At 69.3% G+C, this 17,302-nt stretch carries 16 protein-coding genes; 12 read left to right on the plus strand and 4 right to left on the minus strand.

Annotated elements, in window-relative coordinates; all coding sequences use genetic code 11:
• Positions 1-184: 184 nt before the first annotated feature.
• Together E1H18_RS07880 and E1H18_RS07885 are read left to right on the plus strand one after the other, a co-directional pair.
• Positions 185-1,639, plus strand: coding sequence for an AMP nucleosidase (locus tag E1H18_RS07880; RefSeq protein ID WP_172265862.1), 1,455 nt, complete (start codon positions 185-187; stop codon positions 1,637-1,639).
• A gap of 36 nt (positions 1,640-1,675) precedes the next feature.
• On the plus strand, positions 1,676-3,496 hold the full coding sequence (locus E1H18_RS07885) for a M14 family metallopeptidase (RefSeq protein WP_172265865.1): 1,821 nt from the start codon (positions 1,676-1,678) through the stop codon (positions 3,494-3,496).
• Here E1H18_RS07885 and E1H18_RS07890 read toward each other — a convergent pair.
• A complete protein-coding gene (locus E1H18_RS07890; RefSeq protein WP_172265868.1) occupies positions 3,493-4,419 on the minus strand; it encodes a LysR family transcriptional regulator in 927 nt (308 codons plus the stop codon). The genes E1H18_RS07885 and E1H18_RS07890 overlap by 4 nt on opposite strands.
• 75 nt (positions 4,420-4,494) lie before the next feature.
• On the opposite strand from E1H18_RS07890, the gene E1H18_RS07895 reads away from it, so the two are divergent.
• From E1H18_RS07895 to E1H18_RS07915, 5 genes are all read left to right on the plus strand, one after another.
• Entirely contained in the window at positions 4,495-5,211 is a 717-nt protein-coding gene (locus E1H18_RS07895; protein WP_172265871.1) for an SDR family oxidoreductase, read from the plus strand.
• 89 nt (positions 5,212-5,300) lie between these two features.
• Positions 5,301-5,702 (plus strand): MAPEG family protein, encoded by a 402-nt coding sequence (locus E1H18_RS07900; protein WP_172265874.1) that lies wholly within the window; start codon positions 5,301-5,303, stop codon positions 5,700-5,702.
• Between the two features lie 38 nt (positions 5,703-5,740).
• Positions 5,741-7,072 carry a TldD/PmbA family protein gene (locus E1H18_RS07905; RefSeq protein WP_172265877.1) on the plus strand — a complete coding sequence of 444 codons (1,332 nt, stop codon included), beginning with the start codon at positions 5,741-5,743 and terminating at the stop codon, positions 7,070-7,072.
• Positions 7,069-7,848: a 3'(2'),5'-bisphosphate nucleotidase CysQ gene (locus E1H18_RS07910; protein WP_172265880.1), complete on the plus strand. Its 780-nt coding sequence runs from the start codon at positions 7,069-7,071 to the stop codon at positions 7,846-7,848. The genes E1H18_RS07905 and E1H18_RS07910 overlap by 4 nt, the downstream gene beginning before the upstream one ends.
• A 19-nt stretch (positions 7,849-7,867) precedes the next feature.
• On the plus strand, positions 7,868-8,104 hold the full coding sequence (locus tag E1H18_RS07915) for a DUF4170 domain-containing protein (protein WP_172265883.1): 237 nt from the start codon (positions 7,868-7,870) through the stop codon (positions 8,102-8,104).
• Positions 8,105-8,223: 119 nt separating this feature from the next.
• Here the strand turns inward: E1H18_RS07915 and E1H18_RS07920 are convergent, their stop codons facing one another.
• Positions 8,224-8,889: a tyrosine-protein phosphatase gene (locus E1H18_RS07920; RefSeq protein ID WP_172265886.1), complete on the minus strand. Its 666-nt coding sequence runs from the start codon at positions 8,887-8,889 to the stop codon at positions 8,224-8,226.
• A 101-nt stretch (positions 8,890-8,990) separates the two neighbouring features.
• Between E1H18_RS07920 and E1H18_RS07925 the strand changes: the two genes are divergently transcribed.
• The 5 genes from E1H18_RS07925 to lpxK are packed head-to-tail and all read left to right on the plus strand — an operon-like array spanning position 8,991 to position 14,762.
• Entirely contained in the window at positions 8,991-10,799 is a 1,809-nt protein-coding gene (locus E1H18_RS07925) for an ABC transporter ATP-binding protein (protein WP_172265889.1), read from the plus strand.
• The gene (locus tag E1H18_RS07930) at positions 10,796-11,494 is read left to right on the plus strand and encodes a lysophospholipid acyltransferase family protein (protein WP_172265892.1); all 699 of its coding nucleotides are present in this window, start codon (positions 10,796-10,798) and stop codon (positions 11,492-11,494) included. The genes E1H18_RS07925 and E1H18_RS07930 overlap by 4 nt, the downstream gene beginning before the upstream one ends.
• Before the next feature lie 30 nt (positions 11,495-11,524).
• Positions 11,525-12,529, plus strand: coding sequence for a cation diffusion facilitator family transporter (locus tag E1H18_RS07935; protein WP_172265895.1), 1,005 nt, complete (start codon positions 11,525-11,527; stop codon positions 12,527-12,529).
• Complete coding sequence (locus E1H18_RS07940) at positions 12,526-13,758, plus strand: 3-deoxy-D-manno-octulosonic acid transferase (protein WP_172265898.1); 1,233 nt, start codon at positions 12,526-12,528, stop codon at positions 13,756-13,758. The genes E1H18_RS07935 and E1H18_RS07940 overlap by 4 nt, the downstream gene beginning before the upstream one ends.
• On the plus strand, positions 13,755-14,762 hold the full coding sequence (lpxK, locus tag E1H18_RS07945) for a tetraacyldisaccharide 4'-kinase (RefSeq protein WP_172265901.1): 1,008 nt from the start codon (positions 13,755-13,757) through the stop codon (positions 14,760-14,762). Before E1H18_RS07940 ends, lpxK begins: the two co-directional genes overlap by 4 nt.
• A 124-nt stretch (positions 14,763-14,886) precedes the next feature.
• On the opposite strand, the gene E1H18_RS07950 is transcribed toward lpxK, so the two are convergent.
• Positions 14,887-16,173 carry an amidohydrolase family protein gene (locus tag E1H18_RS07950; protein WP_172265904.1) on the minus strand — a complete coding sequence of 429 codons (1,287 nt, stop codon included), beginning with the start codon at positions 16,171-16,173 and terminating at the stop codon, positions 14,887-14,889.
• A 7-nt stretch (positions 16,174-16,180) separates the two neighbouring features.
• Positions 16,181-17,263 carry a phosphotransferase family protein gene (locus E1H18_RS07955; protein ID WP_172265906.1) on the minus strand — a complete coding sequence of 361 codons (1,083 nt, stop codon included), beginning with the start codon at positions 17,261-17,263 and terminating at the stop codon, positions 16,181-16,183.
• Positions 17,264-17,302: the final 39 nt, after the last annotated feature.

Genomic DNA, 17,302 nt, shown 5'->3' on the forward strand with positions numbered 1-17,302 from the left:
TGTGTCGACGCGAGATGCCTATGACACGCCCCGATGCTTGGATGACGTACGAGACCCGGCTCGCCTCACCTGCAGCGTGGCATTTTTTGCTTCTTGTGGCCGACGAATGCGGGTTCGTCCATGCCCCATGACGTGAGCACGGGGTGCGTCTCGCCAATGTCGTGAAACATCGCTATAAGGCGCCATGTCAAACCAAGAAAAAGCAATCGCCGTCGTCGAACGGCTCAATGACGAATACGAGCGCGCCGTCGGCGCCCTTCGCGACGCCCTCCGGGCCTATCTGGACAATGGAACACGGCCCGACCCGCAGACGCGGTTCGACGGCACGTTCGCCTATCCCGAGCTGCGCCTGACCTACGATCCCGAGGCGCTGCCGCCCAAGCTGGCCCGCTCCTACGCCCGCGTCAGTCGCCCCGGCGTCTATGCCACCACGGTGACCAAGCCGGCCCAGTTCAAGGACTATCTGGTCGAGCAGCTGACTCTCTTGATGGACGACTTCGACGTCGAGATCGAGATCGACCGCTCGCGCCAGGAGATCCCCTATCCCTACGTGCTGGACGCCACGATCGACCTGAACCAGGCCGATGTCCGCAGCGAGGACATCGCCCGCTTCTTCCCGACCACGGACCTGGCCTTCATCGGCGACGAGATCGCCGACGGCGTCTGGGACCCGGCGCTGGAGGACAGCCGGCCGCTGTCGCTGTTCGACGGCCTGCGCACCGACTTCTCGCTGGCGCGCCTGAAGCACTACACCGGCGCCCCGTCCGAGGACGTGCAGCAGTTCATCCTGTTCACGAACTACAACCGCTATGTCGACGAGTTCGTGCGTTGGGGCATCGAGCAGCTGCAGCAGCCTGACAGCCCCTACACGGCCCTGTCGTGCGCCGGCGGCCTGACGATCACCGCCAATACCGCCAATCCCGAACTGGCGGTGGCCGAGTCGACCTGGCGCAAGCACCAGATGCCGGCCTACCACCTGATGGCCCCGGGCGGCGCGGGCGTGACCCTGGTCAATATCGGCGTCGGCCCGTCCAACGCCAAGACCATCTGCGACCACCTGGCCGTGCTGCGTCCCCAGGCCTGGCTGATGATCGGCCACTGCGGCGGCCTGCGCGACACCCAGACCATCGGCGACTACGTGCTGGCCCACGCCTATCTGCGCGACGACCACGTGCTGGACGCCGTGCTGCCGCCCGAGATCCCCGTGCCGTCGATCGCCGAGGTGCAGCGCGCCCTCTACGACGCCTCCAAGGCGATCAGCGGTGATTCCGGCGACCAGTTGAAGAAGCGCCTGCGCACCGGCACGGTCGTCACCACCGACGACCGCAACTGGGAACTGCGCCACAGCCTCTCGGCCCTGCGCTTCAACCAGAGCCGCGCCGTGGCCATCGACATGGAGTCGGCGACGATCTCGGCCCAGGGCTATCGCTTCCGGGTGCCGTACGGGACGCTGCTGTGCGTGTCGGACAAGCCGCTGCACGGCGAGATCAAGCTGCCGGGCCAGGCCAACGCCTTCTACGAGCGGGCGATCAGCCAGCACCTGCAGATCGGCATCCTGGCCTGCAAGCTGCTGCACGCCGAGGGCCCGAACCTGCATTCGCGCAAGCTGCGCGCGTTCGACGAGCCGCCGTTCCGTTAAGTCTGGCCGCTGATCGGCATTGGGGGCCGCCGCGAGATGAGAACCTACCTTCTGACCGCGGCGGCCCTGACCGTCGCCCTGACTGCGAGTACAACCATGGCCCAGAATAAAGCCCCCTGGGACGAAGCCTTCCTGCCGCCAGCCCCGCAGTGGCAGGGCGCCAGCCAGGCGCTGATCCGCGACAGGACCGATCCGTGGGTGACGGCGTTCGAAGCCGATCCGGCCCACGACTTCTCGCCGACCTATGTCGACACCCGCGCCTGGTTCGACCGCCTGGACAAGGCCAGCAAGCTGATCCGGGTCGAGGACTTCGGCGTCTCGCCGCAGGGCCGCGCCATCTTCGCGGTGATCGCTTCGAAGGACGGCGACAAGCTGGATCCGAAGAAGCCGCTGCTGCTGATCCAGGCCGGCATCCATCCCGGCGAGATCGACGGCAAGGACGCCGGCATGATGCTGCTGCGCGACATGGCGTTCCACGGAAAGGATGGCCTGCTGGACAAGGTCAACCTGGTCCTGATCCCGATCCTGTCGGTCGATGGTCACGAGCGTTCGGGCCCCTATTCGCGGCCTAACCAGCGCGGGCCGCGCATCCAGGGCTGGCGCAACACCGCGACCAACCAGAACCTGAACCGCGACTTCATGAAGCTGGATCAGCCGGAGATGCAGGCCCTCAAGCGTCTGCAGGCCAAGTACCGAGCCGATCTCTATGTCGACGTCCACGTGACCGACGGCATGGACTACCAATACGACGTCACCTACGGCTTCAACGGCGAGAATGGGGTCTGGAACCGTTCGCCGGCCATCGCCCAGTGGCTGGATGGCGTCCTGAAGCCGACGATGAACCAGAGCCTGGAGGCGCAGGGCCACATCCCGGGCGAGCTGGTGTTCGGGATCGACGAGCACAACCCCAAGGCCGGCTTCTCGGACGGCGGCCTAGGCGAGCGCTACTCGAACGGCTGGGGGGCTGCGGCCCACGTCCCGACCATCCTGATCGAAAACCATAGCCTGAAACCCCACGCCCAGCGCGTGCTGGGCACCTATGTCTTCATCGAGACGGCCCTGAAGCTGCTGGCCGACAAGGGCGCAGACCTGCGCACCGCCATCGCCGCCGATAGCGCCCTGCGCCCGGCGCAGATCCCGGCCAACTTCGTGTCCGATCCCAAGCCGGCCTATATGCGGGCCTTCAAGGGCATCAAATACGAGTACTATGACAGCCCCGCCTCCGGCCGGAAGGAAGTGCGCTGGCTGGGCGTCGCCGATCCGGAAATCTGGCAGACGCCATTCTACGGCTCCAAGCCGGGCCTGACCCTGAAGCGCCCGACCGCCTACTACGTGCCCAGCTACCGCGCCGACCTGATCGCGCGCCTGAAGCTGCATGGCGTGGCGCTGGAGACCCTGCCGGCCGACAAGACGGTCAAGGTCGAGATGATCCGCCTGACCGATCCGAAGCTGGCCCCGCGCGCCAACGAGGGTCACGTCCAGATCAGTGTCGACACCGTGACCACGGAGACCCGCGACTGGATGTTCCCCAAGGGCTCGGTGCGCGTGCCGACCGATCAGGTGCTGGGCGACCTGGTCGTGCTGCTGCTGGAGCCGCAATCGAGCGAGAGCTTCTTCGCCTGGGGCATGGTCCCCGAGGTGCTGAGCCGCGTGGAATATATCGAGGCCTACGCCATCGCCCCGCTGGCCGAGAAGATGCTGGCGGCCGATCCGGCCCTGAAGGCGGAGTTCGAGGCCAAGCTGGTCGCCGAGCCCAAGTTCGCCGCCGATCCCGACGCGCGCCTGGCCTGGTTCTACAAGCGCACGCCCTTCTACGACGACCACCACCTGCTCTACCCGATCGCCCGGGAGAACTAAGCGCTCCAGGGCGGGGCGGCGGCGTATCGCTCGACCAGGGCGTCGATCGCCGCCCTCAGCCGGGCGCTGGGCCAGGGCGTGCGCGACCAGACCAGATTGACCGGCAACGGCCGATCGAAGACGCCCTCCAGCACCGCCTCCAGCCGGCCGGCGGCGAGATCGTCGGCGACCAGCCAGCGCGGAACCATGGCCAGGCCCGCGCCGGCCCGAGCGGCCTCGGCCAGGCCCTGGGCGTCGCCGATCCGCACCCGGCCATCGACGGGCAGGGTTCGCGCAGCGCCGGTCTCGTCGACATAAGGCCAGGGCGTCGCCCGCCCGTCGCGCGCCTCGACCACGCAGTCGTGACCCGCCAGATCCTCCACGTGGAGCGGCCGTCCGCGCGCCTCCAGATAGGCCGGCGCGGCGCAGATCACGCGACGCTGGGCGCCCAGCGGCCGGGCCACGAGGCCGGCGCGGTCATCCAGGGCTCCGATCCGCACGGCCAGGTCGACGCCCTCGGCCGTCAGGTCGGCGGTCCTCACCTCGAACGACACCTCCAACCGCAACGCCGGCCAGCGGCGCGCCAGGTCCAGCAGCACCGGCATGACGAAGGCCCGGCCCAGCAGCGGCGGCAGGGCCACGCGCAGCAGGCCCGCCGGCTCGCCCTGCCCTTGCCGTAGCTCCGCCTCGGCCTCGGCCAGGCCGGCCAGGGCCTGGACGCAGCGAGTGTGGAAACGGCGACCGTCCTCGGTCAGGGCCACGGCGCGGGTCGTCCGCTGCAGCAGGCGCACGCCCAGCCGGGCCTCCAGCCGCTGCACCGCCTTGCCCACCGCCGAAGGCGAAAGGCCCAGCGATGGCGCGGCGGCGGCGAAGCCGCCGTGCTCGGCCACGGCGACGAAGGCGCGGATGCCGCCATAGCGGTCGGGAGACGGAAACGAGGTCATTACGGAATGAAATTCGGGAATGATCGGAATTCAAGTCGTTTCCGATTGCCCCCTTCGACAGCCTACCGTCAGGCTATGCGATACGATGACAAGACCCTGGTGGTGGTGGGCGGAAGCTCGGGACTGGGCCTGGCGACGGCGCGCGCCTTCACAGCCGGCGGCGGACGCGTGGTGATCGGCGGCCGATCGGTCGAACGGTTGGAGCAGGCGCGGGAGGTTCTGGGCGACGCGGCCAGGACCGCCGTGATCGACACCGGCGATACGGCCTCCGTGACCCGCTTCTTCGAAGCGATCGAGCCCATCGACTACCTGTTCACGCCCGCCGCTTCCTACACGATCGCCCCGTTCGATCACCCGGACGAGGCCGCTCTGGCCTCGCCGTTCGACGGCAAGTTCTGGGGTCAGGTGCGCTGCGTGCGGGCCGCCGCGCCGAAGCTGGCGCGAGACGGCGCGGTCGTGCTGATGTCCGGCGCCGCCAGCGCCCGGCCGCCCAAGGGCGCGGCGCTTTACGCCGCCGCCAACGGCGCGGTCGAAGCCTTCGGGCGCGGCCTGGCGGTCGATCTGGCGCCGGTGCGGGTCAATGTGATCGCCCCCGGCACGATCGACGGCGACCTGTGGCGCCGCCGCCCCGCGCAGGTCCGGGCCGCCGCCTTCGCCGGTCAGGCCGCCGGCTCGCTGGTCGGCCGCCCCGGCTCCGAGGACGAGATCGCGCAAGCGGTGCTGTTTCTGCTGACCAACGGTTTCACCACCGGCGCCACCCTGTTCGCGGATGGCGGCTACAGCCTGCGCTGACCCCACGCTTAAGGTTAGCGGTTGCCTTCTCCGTCGAAGACAGGCCCATATGCGGCCCCGCTTTCTCGAGTGACGAAGGGTCCGCGCGCATGGACGTTATCGCTTCAGGCCACGCGGCCGCCCTTTGGGCCGGCCTGCACCTGTTCCTGCTGCTGACCCTGTCGCTGCTGGTCGTGCGCCTGCGGCAAAAGCACAAGGTCGCGCTGGGCGACGAAGGCATTCCGGAACTGGCCCGCGCGATCCGCGCCTTCGGCAACGCCACCGAATATGTCCCGACCGGCATCGCCGCCATCGCCGTGCTGGCCGTGGCGGGCGCCGCGCCGCTGGCCATCCACGTGGTGGGCTTCGTGCTGCTGGCCGGCCGGATCATCCACGCTGTCGGCCTGTCCAACAGCGGCGGCGCTTCGATCCCGCGCGCGGTCGGCATGGTCGCCACCTGGCTGGCCTACATCTTCGCCGGCGTCGCCCTGCTGCTGTCGGCCATCGGCTAAAGCTTGCTCCCCCCGGGGGGCCTCGTCCATAAGACCGCATGGACGATAATCTGCTGCATGACGTGATCGCCGCCGCGCGCAAGGCCGGGGCCGACGCGGCCGAAGCCGTTTTCGCCGAGCGCCAATCCCTCTCCGTATCCGTTCGCCTGGGCGAGCTGGAAGAGGTCGAGCGCGAGGAGGCCCGAGACCTGGGCCTGCGCGTGTTCATCGGCAATCGCAGCGCCACCGTTTCCGGCTCGGACGTCTCGGCCGAGGCCCGCGCCAAGCTGGTCGAGCGCGCCGTGGCCATGGCCCGCCTGGCCCCGGAAGATCCCTATGCCAGCCTCGCGCCCAGCGACCGCCTGGCCAAGGGCCCGTTCCCCGACCTTGATTTGATCGACGCCTACGAGCCCACGGCCGAGACCCTGGAGACCCAGGCCCGCATCGCCGAGGCCCACGCCCGCGAGGTCAAGGGCGTGACCAATTCCGACGGCGGCTCGGGCAGCTGGTCGTCGTCGCGCTGGGCGCTGGTCACCAGCGACGGCTTCCACGGGACCCACGCGGCCACCGGCCACTCGGTGTCGGCCTCGGCCATCGCCGGCGAGGGCGCGGGCATGGAACGCGGCGGCGAAGGCCGCTCGACCCGCCACTTCGGCGATCTGCCGGCCGCCGGCGACATCGGCATGGAGGCCGGCCGCCAGGCGGTGGCCCGCCTGAACCCGCGCAAGATCGCCTCGACCACCGCCCCGGTGATCTTCGAGAACCGCCTGGCCATGAGCCTGATCGGCCCGCTGCTGGGCGCGATCTCCGGCCCGTCGATCGCCCGCGGCACCTCGTTCCTGAAGGACAAGCTGGGCCAGCAGATCTTCGCCCAGGGCGTCCGGCTGTCGGAGGATCCCCACCGCGTGCGCGGTCTGGGGTCGGCCCCCTTCGACGATGAAGGTGTGGCGACGCAGGTCCGCGACCTGATCGACGACGGCGTGCTGACCACCTGGCTGCTGAACACCTCGTCGGCCAGGCAGCTGGGCCTGACGACCACCGGCCACGCCTCGCGCGGCCTAGCGGGGCCCTCGGGCGTCTCGACCCACAACCTGACGCTCCAGCCGGGCGCCCAGGACCTGGCGGGGCTGATGAAGGACGCCGGAACGGGCCTGCTGGTCACCTCGATGTTCGGCCCCTCGCTGAACGGCAATACCGGCGACTGGTCGGTGGGCTGCTCGGGCGTCTGGTTCGAGAACGGCGAAAGCACCGGCCCGGTCACTGAGATCACCGTGGCCGGCAACCTGATCGACATCTACGCCCGCCTGGTTCCCGGCTCGGACCTGGAGTTCCGGGGCTCCAGCAACAGTCCGTCGATCCTGGTCGACGCCCTGGCGATCGCGGGCAAATGAACGACCTGGATCTGATCCTCGCCGCCGCCAAGGAAGCCGGAGAGCTGGCGCTCTCGGCGCGCGAAGGCGGCCTGAAGATCTGGTCCAAGGACGGCGGGTCACCCGTCACCGACGCCGACCTGGCCGTCGATGCGCTGCTGAAGACCGAACTGATGGCCGCCCGCCCCGACTATGGCTGGCTGTCGGAAGAGACGGCTGACGCCCCCGCGCGCCTGACGACCCGCCGGCAGTTCGTGGTCGATCCGATCGACGGCACGGTGGCCTTCATGAAGGGCAAGCCCTGGTTCGCGGTGTCGATCGCCGTGGTCGAGGACGGCCAGCCGATCGCCGGCGTCGTCCACGCCCCGGCCTTGGACGAGACCTATTCGGCCACCCTCGAGGGCCCGCCGCTGTTGAACGGACAGCCGATCGTTCCCAGCGTCACCGCCGACCTGCTGGACTGCGCCATGCTGGGCGACGCCAAGATGTTCGTGCATCCGGCCTGGCGCGAGCCCTGGCCGGCGATGCGGGTCGAGGCTCGCAACTCGATCGCCTACCGCATGTGCCTGGTGGCTTCCGGCGCCTTCGACGCGGCCATCGCCCTGTCGCCCAAGAGCGAATGGGACCTGGCCGCCGCCGACCTCATCTGCCGCCGGGCGGGCGCGGTCGCCGTCGATCACAAAGGCCGCGATTTCGTCTATAATCAGCCCGTTCCGACGGTTCCGAGCCTGGTTTGCGCCAATAAGGCGCTCGCGCCATTGATCCTGTCACGCGTCGGGCATATCGAACTGCCATAAAAACATTCCACGCAGGAACATGCTTCAAATGGCCGATAAACAGCTTCTCCATATCGTCGTTGGCGGCGAACTGAAGGATGTCGCGAACATCGAATTCCGCGACCTGAGCCAGGTCGAGTTCGTCGGCGCCTATCCCAGCTACGAAGAGGCCCACAAGGCCTGGAAGGCCAAGGCCCAGGCGACCGTGGACAACGCCCACGCGCGGTATTTCATCATCCATGCGCACAAGCTGCTGGATCCGAGCAGCGAGGGCTGAGGCCGCACTAGCCCCCACCTGACCTCGCTACGCGAGGTCTGTCCGCCCCCAGCCGGGGGCGGAGAGCGTCTATCCTCCCCCTTTGGGGGAGGGGGAACCGCCGAAGGCGGTGGAGGGGCCTACTCCCGCCGCAGGATCTTGTCGGTCAGCACCTTCCCCAGCATCCCCGCCCGGAAGGTCTTCTTCATCGCGACCGGGTCGTAGTCGTCGCTCTCGACCCACTCGCTGAAGGTCAGCCCCTTGGGCTCCCCCACCGCCAGGTACTGCTCGAAGGTGTAGTCCAGCACCCCGGTGTTGCCGTGCTTGATGTGCAGGTAGCGCGGCGACAGTTGCTCCATCGCCTCGCGGATCGGCTGGCCCAGGCGGTAGTGGGCGTAGAACACGCTCATGATCCCCGCCCGGTCCGCGCCCGACTTGCAATGGATCAGGGCCGGGTACTCGATCGTCTCGAACAGGACCTTCGCGCCCCGCACTCGCTCGCGGATCGGCACCTCGCGCGACGTGATGGTGAAGTCGACGAAGTTCAGGCCCAGGCGCTGGCAAGCGTCCTTCTCCAGCGCATAGAAGCTGCCGTCGAAGCCGCCACGCAGATTGACGATCGTCTTGATGCCGCGCTTCTTCCACCAGGCCAGCTGGAACGGCCAGGGCTGGTTGGCGCGGACCAGCTCGGGGCTGATCCAGTGGGCGTTGGAAAAGCCCAGCCGCAGATAGGCGTGGTCGTTCCACAGGAAGTCGAGATAGGCCTTGAACCGGCCCCAGGCGGTGGTCAGGTCGAACTTGGCCAAGCGGGTGCGATCCTTCGGAAATTCGCGGACTAAGTAGGGGCATCGCCGTCGAAAGGCAAAATCGCGTTGACAGCCACGCCTCGAAATCCGACCCCTCGCCCATGACGACCTCGGAACCCGCGCAGCTCTCCAACCGTGTCCTGATGGGCCGGATGTGGCGCGAGTTCCTGCAGGCGCGCTGGCGGGGCCTGGCCGTGTCGATGGTCAGCGCCGCGATCGTGGCCTTCCTGTCGGTGCAACTGGCCCGGATCATCGAGCCGGCCATCGACCAGCTGATCACCCATCCCAAGCCGAACGCGATCTGGCTGATCCCGCTCTCCATCGCCGGCCTAGCCCTGGCGCGGGGCGTGTTCCAGGTCATCCAGGCCAATGTCATCAACCGCATCGGCAACGGCGTGGTCGGCGACATGCAGGTGCGCCTTTTCGGACGCCTGGTGCGCTCGGACCTGGCCCGGCTGCGCGGCGCCCACTCCGGCTCCTATGTCGCCTCGGTGCTGTACGACGCCGGCCTGATCCGCGAGGCGGCGACCACCGGCGTGGTCAACTATGTCCGCGAGTTCCTGACCGTGATCGGCGCCCTGGTCGCCATGTTCACGCTGGACCCGATCCTGGCCGCCGGCGTGCTGGTCGTCGCCCCCATCGCCAGCCTGATCATGCGCGGCTTCTCCAAGAAGACCACCAAGGCCGCCAAGGGGGCCATGGGCGAGACCTCCAACCTCTCGACCGCGATCATGGAAAGCCTGGACGGGATCAAGATCGTCAAGATGGAGAACCGCGAGGCCCACGAGGAGGCCCGCGTCGGGGCCGTGGTCGAGCGCCGCCAACGCCACCTGATCAAGGGCAGCAACGCCCGCGCCATGGCCGCTCCGGCCACCGAGACCTTCACCACCATCCTGGTGGCCCTGGTCTTCGTCTATGCCGGCTGGCGAGCGACCAGCGGCGTGCTGAACCTGGGCCCCTTCACCCTGGCCCCGATCACTGCCGGGATGTTCTTCGCTTTCCTGACCAGCCTCTTGATGGCCGCCCAGTCGCTGCGCCAGGTGGCCAATCTGCAGACGGTGTTCAGCGAGGGCTTCACCGCCGCCCGCCGCCTGTTCGCCGCCCTGGACGTGGCGCCCACCATCGTCGACCCGGCCGACGCCCGCGCCCTGCCGGCCGGCGAGAGCGCCATCGCCCTGAAGTCCGTCCGCTTCGCCTATGGCGAGGGCGCGCCAGCCCTGTCGGACGTGTCGCTGGAGGCCCGGCGCGGCGAGACCGTGGCCCTGGTCGGCCCGTCGGGCGGCGGCAAGAGCTCGATCCTGAACCTGATCCCGCGCTTCTACGACGTCACCGGCGGGTCGGTGGCGATCGACGGGCACGACGTGCGCTCTGTGACCCTGGCGTCCTTGCGCGACCGCATCGCTCTGGTCACCCAGGAGCCGTTCCTGTTCGACGACAGCATCCGCGCCAACATCGCCTATGCCCGCCCCGGCGCCAGCCAGCTGGAGATCGAAGCCGCCGCGCGCCAGGCCGCCGCCCACGACTTCATTCTCGCCTTGCCCGAGGGCTACGACACCGCCGTCGGCGAGGCCGGGGCGCGGCTGTCAGGCGGCCAGCGCCAGCGGATCGCCATCGCGCGGGCCTTCCTGAAGGACGCCCCGATCCTGCTGCTGGACGAGGCCACCAGCGCGCTCGACACCGAGAGCGAGGCCCAGGTCCAGGCGGCGCTGGAGCGGCTGATGACCGGCCGCACCACGATCCTGATCGCCCACCGCCTGTCGACCGTGAAGAACGCCAGCCGCATCTATGTCATCGACAAGGGCGCGGTCGTCGAGACCGGAACTCACGCCCAGCTCGTCCAGGCTGGCGGCCTTTATGCGCGCCTGGCCAAGGCCCAGGATCTCGACCACCTTCCCGGAGCAGACGCTTGAGGCCCCTGCGTTCGCCGTTCGTGATCTGGCTCTTGTCCTCGATCTTCGCCGGCTATTCCAAGCTTGTCTTCCGCACCCTGCGCATGACCGTCGAAGGCGCCGAGCAGGCGCAGGCCGTCTGGGCGCAGGGCCGCGAGACGGGCGCAGGGGCGATCCTGTGCTTCTGGCATTCGCGCATCCCGATGTCGCCGCTCAGCTGGCCGCAGGCGCCCGGCCGCCAGGACATGCGCGCCCTGATCTCGCGCTCCAACGACGGCGAGTTCATCGCCCGCACGGTCGAGAAGCTGGGCTTCCCCGCGATCCGAGGCTCATCGGCCAAGAAGACGGATCTGGCCAAGAACAAGCACGGCGAGCAGGCCTTCCGCGACATGGTCAAGTGGGTCAAGGACGGCGGCGGCATCGCCATCACGCCCGACGGCCCGCGTGGTCCGGCCGAGCACATGGAGAAGGGCACCCCGTCCCTGGCCCGTGTCACCGGCGCGCCGGTGATCTTCGTCGGCCTGGCCGCCAAGCCCTGTATCCGCCTGGGGTCGTGGGACGCCACCATGATCCCCCTGCCCTTCGCCAAGGCCGCCATGGTTTGGGACGGTCCGACCGGCGCGGGGCGCGGCGACGATGTCGACGCCCTCATCGATCAGTGGGCCGCACGCCTGTCGGCCGTCACCCGCCGCGCGGAAGCTCTGGTCGAAGATTGATCCCGCGGGTCCTTGGTGGGATGTAGGGCCATGCCGCACGATCACTCCGGACACGCGCACGACCATCATGGCCATGATCACCACGATCACGGACATGGGCATGATCACGGGCATGGCCATCACCACGGGCACGGTCACCACGGCCACAGCCACGCGCCCAAGGACTTCGGCCGCGCCTTCGCGATCGGCACGGCGCTGAACCTGGGCTTCGTGCTGGTCGAGGCGGGCGCAGGCCTGATCACCGGCTCGCTGGCCCTGCTGGCCGACGCCGGCCACAATCTGTCGGACGTGCTGGGCCTGTTGTTGGCCTGGGGCGCGGCGGTGCTGGCCAAGCGCGCGCCCAGCGCTCGCCGCACCTATGGCCTGCGCAAGGGCACCATCCTGGCCTCGCTGGGCAACGCCGCCCTGCTGCTGGTCGCGGTCGGGGCCATCGCCTGGGAAGCTATCCGCCGCTTCGCCGATCCGCACCCGATCGAGACCGGCCCGGTGATGATCGTCGCCGCCGTCGGCATCGTCATCAACACCGCCACGGCCCTGATGTTCATGAAGGGCGCCAAGGACGACCTGAACATCCGCGGGGCCTTCCTGCACATGGCCGCCGACGCCGGCGTCTCGGCCGGCGTCGTGGTCGCGGCCCTGGCCATGGGCCTGACCGGCTGGCTCTGGCTGGACCCGGTGGTCAGCCTGGCCATCGTCGCGGTGATCGTGCTGGGCACCTGGGGCCTGCTGCGCGACTCGCTGGACATGGCCCTGGACGCCGCCCCGCGCGGCATCGACCCGACCAAGGTCCGCGAATGGCTGGCCGCCCGCCCCGGCGTCAGCGAGGTCCACGACCTGCACATCTGGGCGATGAGCACGACGGAGACGGCGATGACCGCCCACGTCGTCCGCCCGCTGGACGGGGACCACGACCAGTTCCTGCACGACGCCTGCGCCGAGCTGGCCAGCCGCTTCAAGATCGGTCACGTGACCATCCAGGTCGAGAGCAGCCACAGCGGCCACGCCTGCGCCCTGGCGCCTGAAGGCGTCGTGTGATCCGGCCGTCCGCCCTCAAGCTCTACCGGGCCGCCACCGGCCTGCTCGAACCGCTCGCCCCCGGCCTGCTGGCCGGCCGCGCCCGCAAGGGCAAGGAGGACCCCGCGCGCCTGGCCGAGCGCCTGGGCCGCACGCCGACCCTTCGCCCGGACGGCCCGCTGATCTGGCTGCACGGCGCCAGCGTGGGCGAGAGCCTGTCGATCCTGCCGCTGGTCGAACGCCTGCGGGCCGAGCGTCCCGAGGTCACGGTCCTGGTCACCTCCGGCACGACCACCTCGGCCGCCCTGCTGGCCAAGCGCCTGCCGGCCGGGGCGATCCACCAATATGTCCCCGTCGACGCCCCCGCCGCGGCGCGGCGGTTCATCGCCCGCTGGAATCCGTCCCTGGCGGTGTTCGTCGAGAGCGAGCTGTGGCCCAACCTGCTGCTGGAGGCCAAGGCCGCCGGGACGCGCCTGGCCCTGGTCTCGGCCAAGCTGTCGGATCGGAGCTACGCCGGCTGGCAAAGACGGCCGGACGCTGCGCGGCAGCTGCTGTCGGGCTTCGACCTGATCTTGGCCCAGGACGCCCGCGCCCACGAACGTTTCGAGGCCCTGGGGGGCAAGGTCGCCGGCGAGGCCGACCTGAAATTCGGCGCTGCGCCGCTGCCGGCCGTGGCCGTGGACATCCGGTTTGACCGCCCGCCCTTGCTGATCGCCAGCACCCATCCGGGCGAGGACGAGATCGCGCTCGACGCCATCATCACCCTGCCTGATCGCCCGCCTGTGATCCTCGCTCCACGCCACATCGAACGCGGCCCGGCGATCGTCGAACTCGCCAAGGCCCGAGGCCTCTCAGCCAGCCTGCGCAGCCAGTCGCGTGAGCCCGCCGACATCCTGGTCGCCGATACCCTGGGCGAGATGGGCCTGTGGTTCCGCCTGGCAGGAACCTCGGTCATCGCCGGCAGCCTGGTCGAGGGTATCGGCGGCCACAATCCGTTGGAGGCCGCGCGCCTGGACTGCCCGGCGATCAGCGGTCCGTTCGTCGAGAACTGGGCCTCGGCCTTTGCGGGGCTGGAAGCCGCCGACGGCGTGGTCATGATCACATCGGAAGGCCTCCGCGACACCATCGCCGCCGACCTCGCAGACCCCGCCGCCGCACGAGCCCGCGCCGCCCGCGCCCGTGCCTTCGTCGACACCCGCGACTATGAGGCCCGCGCCGGCCTGTCCCGTATCCTTGAGCTCGTCCCATGAAACTCGGCACGCCCCGCTGGTGGTACGTGAAGTCGGGCGGTCCCGCCCCGCTGACCCGCGCCCTGCTGACCCCGCTGTCGTGGATCTGGTCCGACGCCACCCGCCGGCGCATCGCCCGCACCCGTCCGGCCCTTGTCGGCGCGCCGGTGATCTGCGTCGGCAATGTCACTATGGGCGGGGCCGGCAAGACCCCGATCGTCCGCGAACTGCTGCTGATCCTGACCCGCCGGGGCGTCGCCGCCCATGGCCTGTCACGCGGCTATGGCGGCAAGCTGAAGGGGCCGGTCCAGGTCGATCCGTCCCGCCATACGGCCAAGGACGTCGGCGACGAGCCGCTGATGCTGGCCCAGGACTTTCCAATGTGGGTCGCGGTCGATCGCGTGGCCGGCGCCAAGGCCGCGACCGGCGCGGGCGCGCAAGCCATCGTCATGGACGACGGCCACCAGAACCCGACCGTCAAGAAGGCCCTGTCCCTGGTCGTGGTCGACGGCGAGACCCGGGGCGGCGAGTGGCCGTTCGGCGATGGCCGGGTGTTTCCCGCCGGCCCGATGCGCGAGCCGCTGAATGTGGGGCTGTCGCGCGCCGACGCGGTGATCGTGCTGCTGCCGGTCGATGTCGCCCAGCCCGATTTCGATCTGCTCGTGACCTTCGGCGACATGCCCGTGCTGGTCGCCCGCCTGGAGGCCGCCGCGCCTGTGCCGAAGGGTCCGCAGGTCGGCTTCGCCGGGATCGGCAAGCCGTGGAAGGTCGAGAAGGCCCTGACCGCCGCCGGCTGCCAACTGGTCGACTTCGCGCCCTTCCCCGATCACGGCGAATATGACGAGGCGACCCTGAAGCTGCTGGCCGATCGTGCGCGGGTCTATGACGCCGGCCTGGTCACGACGGAAAAGGACTGGGTGCGGTTGCCGGCCAAGTGGCGCGAACGCGTGACGCCCTGGCCGGTGCGGGCCAGGTTCGACGACGAGGCGGCGGTGGAGGCGCTGTTGGCGACGGTGGGGCTGTAACCGTCTTCCCCCTACGGGGGAGGAGCGCGAAGCGCGGAGGGGGCCAGTCCGTGAGACATCACCTTACTCGCCCCCACCTGACCGCGCGTCGCGCGGTCGTCCGCCCCCGGAGGGGGCAGACAGGTCACTTATAAACCACCCCGCCCTTCACGACCGACGTCACGCGTTGCAGCTCCGTGACGTCCTTCAGCGGATCGCCCTTGACCGCGATCAGGTCCGCCGACTTGCCGGGCGCCAGGCTCCCGATCTCCCCAGACAGCGAGAAGTGGGCCGCGGCGTTGACCGTCGCCGTCTGGATCGCTTCCAGCGGCGTCAGGCCCGCCTTGACCAGCAGCGCGAACTCGCCGGCGTTGTCGCCATGGGCGCTGACGCCGGTGTCGGTGCCGAACGCGATCTTCACCCCGCCGGCATGGGCGCGGCGGGCCATCTCCAGCATCTTCGGACCGGCGTCCAAAGCCTTCGCCGTTTGAGCCGGGGTCATGAAGTTGTTCGGACCCGAGGCGATCCGATAGACGAAGTCGCCGGCCATCAGGGTCGGGACCAGATAGGCGCCGTTCTTCTTGAAGGCGACGATGCTTTCGGGGTCCAGATAGGTGCCGTGCTCGATCGAGTCGCCGCCCGCCTTCAGGAAGCTGTTGATGCCGTCGACGCCGTGGGCGTGGGCGGTGACCTTGCGGCCCATGCGATGGGCGGTCTCGACGATGGCGGCCAGCTCAGCGTCCGAGAACTGCTGGTTCAGGCCCGCGGCGGTATTGGAGAGGACCCCGCCCGTGGCGGTGATCTTGATGATGTCGGCGCCCAGCCAGACCTGTTCGCGCACGGCGCGGCGGCAGTCGTCGGGGCCTGAACACACCGAGGTCGGCCGCAGCACGTGCATGACCTCCTCGCTGTAGCCGTTGACGTCGCCGTGGCCGCCATGGACCGACACGGCCGAGCCGGCGGCCAGCACGCGCGGACCCGGCACGTCGCCGCGCTTGATGCCGTCGCGCAGGGCGAAGATCGCCTTGTTGTCGGCCCCCAGGTCCGCGACCGTGGTGAAGCCGGCCATCAGCGTCTTGCGCGCGAAGCCGGCCCCGACCAGAGCGTCGTCAGCGGCCGAGCGGGTCACCGCCTGCAGTCGGCCGTTGGGGTTCTGCTCGCCGGTCAGGTGGACGTGGCTGTCGATCAGGCCAGGCAGCACGAAGCTGTCCTTGAGGTCGACCACCGTCCCGCCGGGCTCGGCGACATAGCCGTCGACGATGCGCGCGACCTTGCCGTTTTCCAGCACCAGGGTCTTGGCGGTCTCGACCTTGCCGGTGGCCGGGTCAGCCAGAAGGCGGCCCGCCTGGACGAAGACCGTTTGGGCGCATGCGGCGCTGCTCAGCGCCCCAGCCAGAACCAGAGCGCTGGCGCCCGCCAGATACGTCTTCATGAAACCCCTAAGCCCCCGCTTTTTGCGCGAACGCCCAGGCTCCTCTGGCCAGGATCGGCACGCGCGCCTCCATGGTCTGCGCGTGAGCGCTGGCGGCCGTGCCGTCCCGGACGCGGCCGACGATCCCCTGGCAGATGCCGGCCAGTCTGAAGAGGTTGTAGCTGAAATACCAGTCCAGCTCGGGCAGGCCGTCGCGGCCCGTGGCCTTGCAGTAGCGCTCGACCGCCTGGGGAATGGTCGGGACGCCATAGGCCTCCAGGTCCGCGATCTCCGATAGGCCGCCGCGCTGGTCGGACGGCATCACCCAGTTCATCAGGAAATAGCTGAAGTCAGCCAGCGGATTGCCCAGGGTCGACAGCTCCCAGTCCAGCACCGCCACCACGCGGGGCTCGGTCGCGTGCAGGATCATGTTGTCCAAGCGATAGTCGCCGTGGACGATCGAGGTCTTGTCGTCGACCGGGCAGCTCTTGGGCAGCCACGCGATCAGCTTGTCCATCTCGGCGATGGTCGTGGTCTCTGACGCCTTGTACTGCTTGGTCCAGCGGTCGATCTGGCGGGCGAAATAGTTGCCGGGCTTGCCGTAGTCGGCCAGGCCCACGGCGGCGTAGTCGACATTGTGCAGGGCCGCCAGGGTGTCGATCTCGGCCTCGTAGATCGCCCGGCGCTCGGCCGGCGCGTAGTCGGGCAGCGTCCCGTCCCACAGGATCCGGCCTTCGACATTGTCCATGACGTAGAAGATCGTGCCGATGACCTCCTCGTCCATGCACAGAGCATAGGCCTTGGCGACGGGGAAGTTCGCCTTGTTCAGGCCCGAGATCACCTTGAACTCGCGGTCGACGGCGTGGGCGGATGGCAGCAGCTTGCCCGGCGGCTTGCGGCGCAGGACGTACTTCTTGGCCGGCGTGACCAGCTGATAGGTCGGGTTGGACTGGCCGCCCTTGAACTGGCGCACCTCCAGCGGGCCGGCATAGCCCTCGACATTGGCTTCCAGCCAGGCGGCCAGCTTGGCCTCGTCGATCGCGTGGCGCGGGTCGACAGGCTTGGTGCCCGAGTTCAGGTCCTGGGCGGACTGTTCGGCGGCTTCGGCCATGCGCGTCTACTCCCCAACGCTTGTTTGAACGGGAGTTTA

Origin of the sequence: Caulobacter sp. RHG1, assembly GCF_013181195.1 — a bacterium.
GTDB lineage: Bacteria > Pseudomonadota > Alphaproteobacteria > Caulobacterales > Caulobacteraceae > Caulobacter.

Coding starts and splice junctions, on each gene's coding strand:
- E1H18_RS07880 (WP_172265862.1), top strand. CDS start 185: ATGTCAAACCAAGAAAAAGCAATCGCCGTCGTCGAACGGCTCAATGAC.
- E1H18_RS07885 (WP_172265865.1), top strand. CDS start 1,676: ATGAGAACCTACCTTCTGACCGCGGCGGCCCTGACCGTCGCCCTGACT.
- E1H18_RS07890 (WP_172265868.1), bottom strand. CDS start 4,419: ATGACCTCGTTTCCGTCTCCCGACCGCTATGGCGGCATCCGCGCCTTC.
- E1H18_RS07895 (WP_172265871.1), top strand. CDS start 4,495: ATGCGATACGATGACAAGACCCTGGTGGTGGTGGGCGGAAGCTCGGGA.
- E1H18_RS07900 (WP_172265874.1), top strand. CDS start 5,301: ATGGACGTTATCGCTTCAGGCCACGCGGCCGCCCTTTGGGCCGGCCTG.
- E1H18_RS07905 (WP_172265877.1), top strand. CDS start 5,741: ATGGACGATAATCTGCTGCATGACGTGATCGCCGCCGCGCGCAAGGCC.
- E1H18_RS07910 (WP_172265880.1), top strand. CDS start 7,069: ATGAACGACCTGGATCTGATCCTCGCCGCCGCCAAGGAAGCCGGAGAG.
- E1H18_RS07915 (WP_172265883.1), top strand. CDS start 7,868: ATGCTTCAAATGGCCGATAAACAGCTTCTCCATATCGTCGTTGGCGGC.
- E1H18_RS07925 (WP_172265889.1), top strand. CDS start 8,991: ATGACGACCTCGGAACCCGCGCAGCTCTCCAACCGTGTCCTGATGGGC.
- E1H18_RS07935 (WP_172265895.1), top strand. CDS start 11,525: ATGCCGCACGATCACTCCGGACACGCGCACGACCATCATGGCCATGAT.
- lpxK (WP_172265901.1), top strand. CDS start 13,755: ATGAAACTCGGCACGCCCCGCTGGTGGTACGTGAAGTCGGGCGGTCCC.
- E1H18_RS07950 (WP_172265904.1), bottom strand. CDS start 16,173: ATGAAGACGTATCTGGCGGGCGCCAGCGCTCTGGTTCTGGCTGGGGCG.
- E1H18_RS07955 (WP_172265906.1), bottom strand. CDS start 17,263: ATGGCCGAAGCCGCCGAACAGTCCGCCCAGGACCTGAACTCGGGCACC.